This window comes from Brevibacillus sp. SKDU10, assembly GCF_001645205.1.
Classification (GTDB): Bacteria; Bacillota; Bacilli; order Brevibacillales; family Brevibacillaceae; genus Brevibacillus_B; species Brevibacillus_B halotolerans.
This window is the reverse complement of record NZ_LSSO01000145.1, coordinates 1-12,230: the sequence shown is the minus strand read 5'-3', so window position 1 is coordinate 12,230 and position 12,230 is coordinate 1. Positions and strand designations below refer to the sequence as shown.

The window sequence follows — 12,230 nt, the reverse complement described above, 5'->3', positions numbered from 1 at the left end:
TTTAGACAGATAAACTGCTATTTCGTTTTAGCAGAAAAGATTTTCAATAAATCATCAATCTTCATCGTATTCGCTTTAATCGAGCCTGATTGCCAGTGTGTTCTTTCTAATTGATAAACATTCCCCTTCTTAACCGCAGGGAGGGCCTTCCATAATGGATCCTCTAGTAATGCAAGTGCCTGTTTATTCTCTTGTGATGTCCATGTCCCATTAGATGGGAATATAATGATATGATCAGCATGAAACTCTGGAATTTTTTCTAGTGACATAATCTCGTGAGTTTCAATCTTTTTCACAGGCTCATACGGCTCCAGCCCTAAATCCTCATAAATCATTCTTATATAGGCGTTTTTGAGGCCAAAAAGAGCTAATGATGGCTTTTCACCAACATTTAAACGAATAACCGCTACGGTTTGTTTGCCTATTGATGAATTGAGTTTTTCTTTGGCATCGGCCACTTTTGTCTGGTACGCTTGCAATACACTCTCAGCCTTTTCGGGCATACCTATTATATCTGCTACTCTTTTTAATGTTTCAACAGCATTTTTATTAATAGAATTAGGTACCCGATAAGTAGGAGCTACCTTAGAATATGCTTCATATTTAGTTGCATCTACTCCACCATCAACAATGATTAAATCAGGATTAGCTGCAAGTAAAGCTTCTATGCTACCCGTTATATCAAATGTTGGTACATGCAGGTCCAGATAATCCTGCTTACCCCACGCTGGATGATACCACTGCACGATTGGTGTAACTCCTAATGCAACTAATGGGTCTTCTAAATAAATAGCGGCTATTCGCTTCGGATGTACCGGAATCTCGACTTCCCCAAATTCATCCTTAACCACACGTGTTTGTGATTGCTTAGCGGTTTGCGTATCTTTGGCCTGATTCTCACCTTGCTGTCCATTCTCCACGCCCTTTTGAGTCTGTGTGTCTACCTGCTGCGGTTGTTTTCCGCACCCAGCAACAAGGTACATCACGACAAGCAATACAGCCATCCCAGCAATCATGTTCCAACGTGACCTTAGCATAATTCTTCCCCTCTCCCACACAATTACGATTTGCCGAAAAACTTATATTTGATAATGATTATCGTTATTGCTTTTATCCAAACAAATTGTAATTGATTCCCTATGCTTTTTACAATGCACGTTCTCGACTATTTTTTATACAAACACTTGTGAATTTCCCTTATCGGTTTAACAAACGATTTTTCACTTTTTACATAAAAAAAGCAGAGGAATTACTCCCCTGCTTTTTTTATTCACATCATTAATAGACTGTAGCACACTACACGACTGTATAGCTGCTCTATCATGACTATTCCCTGCTTTTGCCTAGATCCCCGCTGCCACTTGCAATTTATCTTGAAGCTTGGCAAGCATATCTGTTGTCATTTTTTCCAAGTCATATTCTGCTTGAAAACCCCACTCCGCTTTAGCTGCTGTGGCATCAATTGAGTTTGGCCAACTGTCTGCGATTCCTTGTCTGATTGGGTCTACTTGGTAGTCCATTTCAAATGTCGGAATATGCTTCTTGATTTCCCGTGCAATTTGCTCTGGCTCAAAGCTCATCGCTGTCACGTTAAAGGCGTTACGGTGTTGTAATTTAGATGCATCTGCTTCCATCAAATTGATGATAGCGTTAAGCGCATCTGGCATATACATCATATCCATATACGTACCTTTTTGGATGTATGAGGTATAACGGCCATTTTTAATTGCCTCGTAATAAATTTCCACTGCATAGTCGGTTGTTCCCCCACCTGGAGGCGTTACGTAGGAAATCAGCCCTGGAAAACGTACACCGCGCGTATCTACTCCAAATTTTTGATAGTAGTAATCACACAATAATTCCCCAGAAACCTTATTTACCCCATACATGGTAACAGGACGTTGAATTGTATCCTGAGGTGTATTATCTTTTGGTGTTGTTGGTCCGAATGCACCGATTGAACTTGGCGTAAAAAATTGACAATTAAGTTCTCTTGCTACTTCAAGTGCATTTACCAATCCGCCCATATTTAAATTCCAAGCGAGCAATGGCTTTGCTTCCGCTGTCGCAGACAACAGAGCTGCCAAATGCATAATGGTATCCACTTTGTACTTTGCAGCAATATCGTGCATAGCCTTTGCATCTGTTACATCTAAAATCTCAAATGGTCCCTCTTGCCCCTCGCCCTGACGAATATCAGTGGCAATTACGGATTCTGTTCCGTATACACTTCGTAGCTTCGTGACCAATTCGGAGCCAATTTGTCCAAGCGCTCCTGTTACCATTATTCTTTTCATGTGGGTTGACCCCTTTCTTCCTGTTGTTCCTTTTGATCAGTAGGGTTAAATAATTCCCATTTCTTTTCCTACTTTTTTGTAGGTGGCCAACGCTTGATCTAGCATCTCTTTCGTATGCGCCGCAGTTGGCATATTGCGGACACGTCCGGTTCCTTTAGCAACCGTTGGGAATACAATAGCTTTTGCATAAACGCCTTCTTCATACAATCGCTTACTAAATTCCTGTGTTTTTATTTCATCACCAATAATGCAAGGTGTGATTGGAGTCTCACTGTCTCCGATATTAAAGCCAAGCTCCTTCAAGCCCTTCTTCAGGTAATTCCCATTCTCCCAAAGACGATCATGTAATTCGGTGCTTTCTGTCAAAATATTGATGGCTTTGGTAATAGCTCCTACATCTCCTGGTGTAAGTGCAGTGGAGAATAAGAATGGTCTGCTGCGTACTTTAAGCCAATCAATCAATTCTTGTTTACCAGCTACATAGCCACCTACTACTCCAATCGCTTTGGACAGCGTTCCGATCTGGAAGTCTACTTTGTCAGATAAGCCAAAATGCTTCACTGTCCCTGCTCCCTTACCGAGTACACCTGAGCCATGGGCATCATCTACATACGTGATTAAATCAAATTCCTCAGCAATCTCTACAATTTCTGGTAGCTTGGCAATATCTCCGTCCATCGAGAACACACCATCTGTAATTACCATGATTTTATTGTACAGGCCAGATTCTCTCGCCTCTTTTGCTTTTTGACGAAGATCATCCATGTCAGAGTGATTGAAACGGATGATTTTGGCTTTAGATAGACGGCAACCGTCAATAATGGATGCATGGTTTAATTCATCCGATAGAATTGCATCATTTTTATCCATCACAGCAGAAATTGCAGCCATATTACAGTTGAAACCAGACTGATAAGCAATAGCCGCCTCGGTATGTTTAAATTCTGCTAGTGTTTTTTCTAATGTAATATGGATATCCAATGTCCCGTTAATGGTACGAACGGCACCTGCCCCAACACCATACTTTTCGATCGCTTGGTATGCTGCATCTTTCAAGCGCTGATCTGTTGCCAAACCCAGATAGTTGTTGGAAGAAAGGTTAACCAGGTTTTTGCCTTTAATGGTAATCACAGGCCCATTGGCACTCTCCAAAGGATCAATAACGTTATAAAGGCCTTTGCTTTTAAGCTCTGTTAAATTTTCTTGTAAAAACTCTTGCAATCCTCTGCTGGACATCCTTTATCCCTCCATAGGTATCTTGGTTTTTTTATCTTTTCATAAATGAGATACTATCATTACATTTTGGTAAGGAAGACGGAATGGTTCACTCCCTCCAGAGAAAACAAAAGTCCTCTCCATATGTACATAACAATGTTGTATCAGCCGCAAAATCATCTTCCTATTCTAGTTTTAAAAGTACCACATGTGCCTCGTAATGTCCACACAACAAACACAGCACTTTTCAATATCATCTGTTAATTCATAGTAATCAGTCATTAAGAAACCTTTAATACCAAGCTTTCAACTCAAAAACATTTTATCTGAATAATCAAGCAACCATCTTGCCATGTTTTTCTAGGAAGCACATCTGTCTTTTTTTGTATATTGCCGTCAAGGTTCCATATAAGCTTTGGGTGTCTTTTTCAAAAGGACACTCTCAGCAAAATAGCAAGGCTACCGACTACGGTACTATTTCTAAAAAACTATCCCTGATCGGCAAAAAGCCCAAGTAAAGGACTCACTTGCTTGTCCAATACTTGGGTGATCGGTCAAACGAAATGCTGATATACACATACCTATATAGGCTATCTTTTTCGACGATTGATTCCTTCAATCACTACTTCTTCTACATAATGACGAATTCTTTCTAAAATCCGGCGTGCCTTCGTTACTTCGATACGTGAGCCATTACTCATGGCAAAATGCTCTTCCAATTCCTCAAGAGAATAGTTTGAAGTAAATAAAGTTGGCAGATGATTGTTAATTCGCTGATTTAAAAGAACTCCAATCACTTCATCCCGAATCCATGGAGTGACATTCTCCGCCCCTAGATCATCTAAGATCAAAACAGGAATCTCCTTTAATAGCTCCAGTTTACCTACATAGGATTGATCGGAGAGGGATTCTTTCAACTCTCTAATGAAATCTGGGACGTATACCATTAAGGAAGAAATGTTGTTCTCCGATAGTTCGCGTGCGACAGCAGCCATCAGATAGCTCTTGCCAACCCCAAAGCCTCCGTGAACATATAGCCCTCGTGTAGCCTGCTTCTTGTTGTCTCTCATTTCCCGGCAAAAACGCATCGCCAGACGAATCGCTTCTTTATTGGAATCATCCATATCCATATGATGAAAGCTAGCTTGAAGTGTTTCTTCAGACACATAGTAGCTTCGCATCATTTTACGAGTACGTTGTGTTTCTTCATATGATAATTGCTTATCACAGGGGCTTAGTGCGGATACAATATGCTTGTTTTGCACCTGTAGCTTATTCGTATGTCCCTTTACCAAATTAGGACATTCTGACAGTCCGGGGCAATTCTCACAATAATAGTGCTCCTTCACCGATTCATACACTGCCGAAAGGGAGCGAAACAAATCCTCCCTAGTTAATTCAGGATGCTTCTGCAGAAAGGCTTTTAGATAGAGAGACGAGCGCATCATTTTATCCAATTGTTCATCCGGACTTAAAATATGCCGTGGAGTTCGCTTAGCTAACTCCTCCATGAATTGACGCAAAGGTTCCATCTAATGTTCGCCTCCCTTCGTCGGCTGTCGTAGTGATTCGTATAATTCTTTTAGCTCTGGATCATCCATAATGGTTTTTTTCACTTGCTTTACGCGTTTTTTTCGATCAGTATCAACTGCATCTGCTTCCTCACGATCAAGCTGTCGCTGTACAGCAGCAGGCAGCTTATCCTGTAGCAATGCTCGTGAATTACTGCGCCGGCCCCTGTTAGAGGATAATCCACCTTTTTGGGGACCTGCCAGAGATTGAGCCGTTTGATTCTCCATAGCCTGATTCTTAGCTTCTGCCCGTTCCAGAATAACCCTCACTGCTTCCTCTACGGTAGAAATTGCTTTGGCTTTCCAGCTATCTCGAATCGTTTCCACGTAAGCTTTTGGCAATTCCATTTTCGTTTCACGCATGGCATATAAGAGCAAAGCATTTACTACTTCTGACGGCATTGAATCTGTGAAAACCAAGCTCTCCGCCCGTTCTAAAAACGCACGTGAAATTCTACCTCCCACCGCTTGCTCTAAAATAATCAGCGGTGAAAGCTCTCGACAGATTCGTAGAAAAACCTCCGTTCCGGGAGCTGGTATTTTCCCAGGGCCGAGATGTTCCAAATAGGCATCGGCTAAAGAACGGCGCTCACGCGTTAGCTGGTTATTTACATATCGCTCGCGTATTCGTTTACGCAATAATTCTGTGCTAAGAGCCCCTTGAGAATCATAAAGATTCCAATCCCGCAGCTCTTGGCTTAATAAATAGCTGTCCACTTGATAAAAAGCGAGCAACTGATAAAAAAATGGAATGCTTTCCTGCGTTACTACCTTAGAGGCTTGTACATGACTAGGGAGGCTAGCTCGCAAAAAGGATAAATCCAATTGTTTGTCTGGCTCCGCTTCATAATGATTAGCTAGGGAGGCTGTAGGATGTTTTTCTTGCATGTGAGCAAAAAATCGATCCGTTTCCGATCCAGGACGAATTTCCAGCTCAGAAGCTGACAAATTATGATATACCTCATAGAAGCGCTTGGTTACATCTTCTTCATACGGATACTCCTCCGCCAGATTACCCCATAGCTGATCAGCATAGGTACGGCGAAGCTGCTCGTATTTGATTTTGCCTACTTGATTTAACAGCATAACGGGAAGAATATCTTCCTGAAAAAATTGAGCCGGAGTTAGCGGTGGCAAGACAATATACTCATAAAAAAAGTCATGTTCGCGATTCTCACGACGACGGACCTTTAGTAAATCCATCGCTTCTAAACGTTCTCTGGCTTGCAATAAGCGATCCAACGGCAAGGATGTCATCATCATCAGACTCCGGTGCGTTCCTTCGCTTGCTGCTCCACTCTTTTCATCCACCTCGTGCATTAATAATTGATACAACGAATAAGACGACACCCCCAGTAAGGGCAAATAAAGATGGGTTACGAATCCCATCTCCATCATACTCAGCGGCCTTATGAATCTCACTAAATAGCGATCGTTGGGCGCAAGTTCGTTCCACATGACACGCATCGACCAAAATCCTTCCTTACGTTCATAGTTTCTCTATTATATCATTTCTTCTGTCATGTTACGTAGGAGAGGTTTGGAAGCTTAGAGAAAAAAATGCTTCTTATTCCGATTTATTCATTTTAGGCGGCTGATTCCGCGCTTGTTCTAAAAGCTCTTCCAATTCTCGCATAAATACATTAATATCTTTAAACTGACGATAAACCGAAGCAAAACGAACATAAGCTACCTCATCCACATGGTACAGGCGCTCCATGACCATTTCCCCTACCTCTTTGCTAGGGACCTCAGCCTTCCCTTGACTACGTAGTTCTCGTTCAATTTCATTTACAATATTCTCTAATATCTCCAGTGTCACAGGACGCTTTTCGCAAGCACGAATCAACCCACGTAAAATTTTATCGCGGCTGTACTCTTCTCTTGTTCCGTCCTTTTTAATAATTAATAGTGGTGTTTCTTCCACCATTTCAAATGTAGTGAATCTTCTGCCGCAGTCCTCGCACTCTCGACGGCGTCTGATTGATTTGTTGTTATTAAATGGGCGGGAATCCAATACCCTTGTCCCATTAAATTCACAAAATGGGCAACGCATTAGCCATCATCTCCAAAATGATTACTCAGTTAGATCAACATCATTCTAAAAAAGAAAGACTTGATTTTATTCAATAAATTTGCGTGTAAATTATTGAAGTTTTTCTTTAGAGTCCCATATCCAGTAAGGTTAGTCAAGGGAAAAGCTAATATCCTATTCCCATTTGTCCATAATTTTTTTAAAATGAGATAGTATCTAACAGCAAGGGAGGGTTCTTGCATGCGCCTAGTCTCATTGCGACATGTTCAACCTGGAATGAAATTGGGAAGGACCGTTTTTACAGATGATGGGAAAGTCCTGCTTGGGGCAGGTATGCAGTTAAGTGAAAGATTGGTAAGTGGTCTACAACGCATGGGAATTGATTCCGTCTATATTGATGACCCGCACACATCAGATATTGAGGTAGAGGATGTTATACGTCCAGAGACAAGGCAAGATGCTTTGGAAGTCATACATAAAACCGTGCAACAACTACGGAATACGAATAAAGTTGCTCGTAGGGTCTCTGTCAAAGACATGGGCATGCATTTCCAGCAAGTCTTTCATAAGATTTTAAATGATCTATCTGGTGCAAAGGATATCATGATTCATCTCGCTAACATCTCCTCTCACTCGGGAGCAATGTATCATCACAGCGTTAACGTCGCTGTCATGGCTACAGCCGTTGGGATGTCGCTTGGCTACAACACGACGCAATTACGTGATTTGGGAATCGGGGCACTGTTACACGACATCGGAAAAACGGCGCTACCAAAAGAATTGCTTGAAAAGACCGAGCGTTGGAACGAGGCTGAAATGGAGCAGGCCAAAGAGCATGCACGCCTTGGCTTTGATATCATTCGGAAACAGCACGATATTTCATTATTATCTGCTCATGTAGCTTTCCAGCATCATGAACGAATGGATGGAAGCGGTTATCCGCAACAGCTGCAAGGGGACAAATTCCATGAGTATGCGCAAATCGTAGCTATTTGTGATGTGTATGATTCTTTAACTACCCCAAGACCTTGGAGAAAACGCTATATGCCACAGGATGCGCTTGAATACCTGCTTGGGTCAGGCGGCTATTTGTTCCATCATCATTTAGTAGATGCCTTTCGTAAGCATATCGCTGTCTTTCCACTTGGGAGCGGAGTCGTCCTTAATAATGGAGAAAGCGGCGTAGTCTGTAAGGTAGATCCAGAATGCTGTCATCGTCCAACGATACGCATTTTGCGAGACGGGCGTGGCAATGACCTGCTTACCCCGTACGAAGTTAATTTGAAATATAATTTAAAACTATTTATTACTCAATTTGAAGACGAAACATTATTTACTTTTATGGAATCTAAGCATATTGCACCGGACTTTTAATCATCTAGTTTATTTCATTTACAACCAGCAAAACTCCCTCTTGCAAAATGCTGAGAGGGAGTTTTGCTTTGCCTCGATTTATTCGTGTCTGTATTGCTGATAAAATTGGTAAATCAGCTCTGCCGCTTCTGCACGTGTTACATTTTTATTCGGCTCTACCTTAGTTCCCTTCGGTGCGCTCAGATAACCTAAAGCATGCGCTAGCGTATAAGCAGGTACTTGTTCTGCTGTTACATCTGGATAAGGGGATTGAAAGATATCAGACTTGGATAGTAACGCTCCGAATTGTAATGTCTGCATAAACATTTGTATCGCTTCATAACGTGTAATGGCACGATCAGGCTCAAAGCGGGCTGTAGATGGTATGATTTTGAATTGAGAGGCCTGGGAAATAGCAGCGTAATACGGATGATTTGTAGGTACATCTGAGTACGTATAAGGCTTCTCATCATTTTCATCGTCATAGGATCGATAATCGTGACTCAGCTCGTTTGATATGCTAATCAGCAATCCCACAAATTGAGCCCTAGATATCTCCTTATCTGGCTCCACCTTACCATCCTCTAGGAAGAACAGCCCTCTATTTAGCATATTACCTAGGGCTTCTTCACTTTTGTGTCCCTCAATATCAGTAGCGGATTTGGCATCACTAAATCCCCATGGTTCTATTAATTCACCAGTAGCCGCGTTTACAGATTTCTCATTCCCTACATAACGATAGACGAGCTGTATTGGAATCTCTTGAGAAGACTCCTTCCCAGACTCATCTGCCCCCGCCATATAGAAAGGAGCTTTATAATAAGTAAGCATTACTTTTTTCTCTGTTATCTCCTTTTCTATCGCTTCTTTCTTTGATACCTGAATTTTTTCGAAAGCATCATTACTTCGCAAAGGGGAGCCATTTTCCCTTTGATAGAGCCAAATATCAGTGACCTCATTATTAAATTTATTTACTTCAACCTCGATGTCTCGGTCATCAATTGGAGTATCTTTATATAAGTATCCAAATGTAAAAATGTAAGATCGCCCCTTATCGCCTCTAATGTAAGGGTCGTCTCCTGTTTTAAGATACAGCTGCCCCGTATGGTCAGGGTAGAGGCTTTTAATCATTTCAATTGCTACCTTTTCCGCTTCTTTCTTATCAATCGCTTTTTTCCCTTTCGTATCTTCCGATGCTTCATTGTTATGTTTTGAAAAGGACTGGAATTGGCCCTTGTCATTTATCTTAACTGTTATTTCTTCTTCATTGGATGGGGAGCTTTGATTAGTTGAAATAAATCGAAATGACCAATTCAATGTTTTGATACCTGTAGAGTCTACACTAGAGCCTGTCCCACCTGACCCATTATAAACCCAGCCTTTCCCTAGCCTTTCAGCCCATTTCATTGCAATTTGTTCTGCTTGGTCTTTACCGATTTTTTCAGGTGCTTGATTTTTTGTAAATGTAATTTTATCGCCTAATGGGGTGATTTTTTTGCTGGGTTCCGCTTTGCGGCCATTTGGACTGATCGCCTCTCCACTATTTGCATCTAAAAACTTTGCATTATTGTTGCCATATATATAAACAGGAGTATATGTTACGTCCCCGCTGTTCCTGTTCTTATACCTGTCAGATCTCATGTATCGTACCTGCGGATCTAGTAGTCCCTTTAGTGTTTTCTCCGCTTGTTCTAGGGAAATGGCCGCCTTAGGAGAGGGAATTTTTCCGTCATCCCACGTAAGATTATAGGACGTAATTTCACCATCAGCATCAACCTTAATCGTTACTCCATTTTCAATGAATGGAATTTCGTCAGACATGCGGGTATAGACAAATGTAAAATGATTGTTATTCGTCAATGGGACAATTTCATTTGCTTTACTCAAAGAATCTTTTTTTGATTTAGCTACCTTTTCAATAAAAGCCCATGCCGTTTCTTCCGCTTCTTTCTCACTAACCGCTTTTTTCACCGTTTTATTGTTGTGTGTATATTTAAAAAAACTAATCAATTCCCCTGTTTGAGCATTAATTGATGCATGAATAAATTTGTTGCTTTTTTTATCAGTTGTCTCCCAGCTTATCGACCAGTATGGCGAGCCTGTCTGCTCGTCGTCTATTTCTAATCGGGAATTGCTAAGTTTGTAATCCGCAGGAATGGTAATCCATTGCTGCACACGCTCTTCCACTTCTTTTTGTGTTAATAACTTATCATAAGCTCCTCTCTTCTCCTGTGCATACAATACAGAAGCGCTTCCTGACATCTCAAATGGAGCTAATAACATACCAGCCGCCAGCACACACCCGCTACCTGCCGCTATCCACTTACGCAATGATAACCTGTTCATCTCATTCCTCCTCCTCTTCTTGTACACTGCCTTTCCAATCATATTAATTATAGCAATATTTTACATATAACCAGATAAATGAATGATATAAAATCCATTACTGGAATGATTATGCAAGATTTTTGGGTTAAAAAATAAAAAAGCCGATTTCAGCACTTATGAAATCAGCTTTTTTCATAAATTCAAATAACAATTATTTTTCAGAATTAAAATGCCAAATGAAGCCAATTTATCCGTGTGTACTGCCTGTTAAAATCCGTTTCGATTGATTTACATGCTCTGACACATGCTTTACCAAATCAAGAACACGGCAGGAATATCCCCATTCATTATCGTACCAAGCAATGACCTTTACATGCTTATCACTCATCACCATAGTGGACAGACCATCCACGATTGAGGAATTTTCATTACCATTAAAATCAGTAGAAACAAGAGGTGCATCCGTATAGCCTAAATAGCCTTTTAAAGCCCCTTCGCTTGCTTCCCGCAGCACCCGATTGACCTCTTGTGCAGTGACATTTTTAGAGATTTGTACAACCAAATCGACCACAGAAACATTTGGAGTAGGTACACGTAAAGCAAAACCATTGAGTTTGCCATTTAATTCTGGCAATACTTTACCTACCGCTCTGGCTGCTCCTGTTGTCGTTGGAATAATCGATTGGCCACAAGCACGCGCACGGCGTAAATCCTTATGGGGGTTATCCAGATTCACCTGATCGTTCGTGTAGGAATGAATAGTAGTCATAAGCCCGGATTGAATCTGAAAAGCTTCATGCAGCACTTTAGCTACAGGCGCAAGACAATTGGTCGTGCAGGAAGCATTCGATACAATATGGTGATGCTCATGATCGTATTGATCTTCATTGACACCCATAACAATAGTCGCGTCCTCTTCTTTACCAGGTGCAGTAATAACTACTTTTTTAGCACCGCTTTTTATATGCTTCTCGGCACCACTACGATCTGTGAATTTCCCAGTCGCTTCCACAACCACTTCTACCCCAAGCTTCCCCCATGGTAGGTTCAAAGGATCGCGATCGGATAACACCTGTGTGTTTTTTCCATTAATTACAATGCAATTACCATCTACAGTAACGTCATGGGCTAAGGTCCCATGAACGGAATCATATTTTAATAAATGAGCTAGGGTTTCAGGAGGATAGCTAGCGTTAATAGCCACAACCTCGATGGATGGATCTTGGATCGCTTTGCGAAAAACCATGCGCCCAATACGTCCAAACCCATTTATCCCGATTTTAATTGTCATTTTATGTTGACCCTCCCTGAAATAAGTTACTCTAATCACTATTAATAATATATTAAGTATGTCATATTTGACAATGTGTTTTACTTAAAAACAGCAAATTTGGGCAGTTTGCTACATGATCTGCCCAAGCAGTAATAATT

The 12,230-nt window shown here is 41.2% G+C and carries 9 protein-coding genes; 1 reads left to right on the top strand and 8 read right to left on the bottom strand.

Annotated elements, in window-relative coordinates; translation table 11 throughout:
* Positions 1-17 precede the first annotated feature (17 nt).
* The 6 genes from AYJ08_RS09825 to nrdR all read right to left on the bottom strand — a co-directional run bounded on the left by AYJ08_RS09825 (position 18) and on the right by nrdR (position 7,139).
* Positions 18-1,037, bottom strand: a complete 1,020-nt coding sequence (locus tag AYJ08_RS09825; protein WP_064017575.1) for an ABC transporter substrate-binding protein — start codon at positions 1,035-1,037, stop codon at positions 18-20.
* A gap of 306 nt (positions 1,038-1,343) precedes the next feature.
* Positions 1,344-2,297 carry an L-threonine 3-dehydrogenase gene (locus AYJ08_RS09820; protein ID WP_064017574.1) on the bottom strand — a complete coding sequence of 318 codons (954 nt, stop codon included), beginning with the start codon at positions 2,295-2,297 and terminating at the stop codon, positions 1,344-1,346.
* Positions 2,298-2,342: 45 nt separating this feature from the next.
* Entirely contained in the window at positions 2,343-3,533 is a 1,191-nt protein-coding gene (locus AYJ08_RS09815) for a glycine C-acetyltransferase (RefSeq protein ID WP_064017573.1), read from the bottom strand.
* Between the two features lie 569 nt (positions 3,534-4,102).
* Positions 4,103-5,044 (bottom strand): primosomal protein DnaI, encoded by a 942-nt coding sequence (gene dnaI, locus AYJ08_RS09810; RefSeq protein ID WP_064017572.1) that lies wholly within the window; start codon positions 5,042-5,044, stop codon positions 4,103-4,105.
* Positions 5,045-6,550: a DnaD domain protein gene (locus AYJ08_RS09805; RefSeq protein ID WP_064017571.1), complete on the bottom strand. Its 1,506-nt coding sequence runs from the start codon at positions 6,548-6,550 to the stop codon at positions 5,045-5,047.
* A 100-nt stretch (positions 6,551-6,650) separates the two neighbouring features.
* On the bottom strand, positions 6,651-7,139 hold the full coding sequence (gene nrdR / locus AYJ08_RS09800) for a transcriptional regulator NrdR (protein WP_031411106.1): 489 nt from the start codon (positions 7,137-7,139) through the stop codon (positions 6,651-6,653).
* A 219-nt stretch (positions 7,140-7,358) separates the two neighbouring features.
* Here nrdR and AYJ08_RS09790 point away from each other — a divergent pair, with 219 nt between their 5' ends.
* Positions 7,359-8,492 carry an HD-GYP domain-containing protein gene (locus AYJ08_RS09790; protein WP_064017569.1) on the top strand — a complete coding sequence of 378 codons (1,134 nt, stop codon included), beginning with the start codon at positions 7,359-7,361 and terminating at the stop codon, positions 8,490-8,492.
* A gap of 78 nt (positions 8,493-8,570) precedes the next feature.
* Here AYJ08_RS09790 and AYJ08_RS09785 read toward each other — a convergent pair whose 3' ends face one another.
* On the bottom strand, positions 8,571-10,817 hold the full coding sequence (locus AYJ08_RS09785) for a YcdB/YcdC domain-containing protein (protein WP_064017568.1): 2,247 nt from the start codon (positions 10,815-10,817) through the stop codon (positions 8,571-8,573).
* Between the two features lie 229 nt (positions 10,818-11,046).
* Positions 11,047-12,090 carry a glyceraldehyde-3-phosphate dehydrogenase gene (locus AYJ08_RS09780; RefSeq protein ID WP_064017567.1) on the bottom strand — a complete coding sequence of 348 codons (1,044 nt, stop codon included), beginning with the start codon at positions 12,088-12,090 and terminating at the stop codon, positions 11,047-11,049.
* Positions 12,091-12,230: the final 140 nt, after the last annotated feature.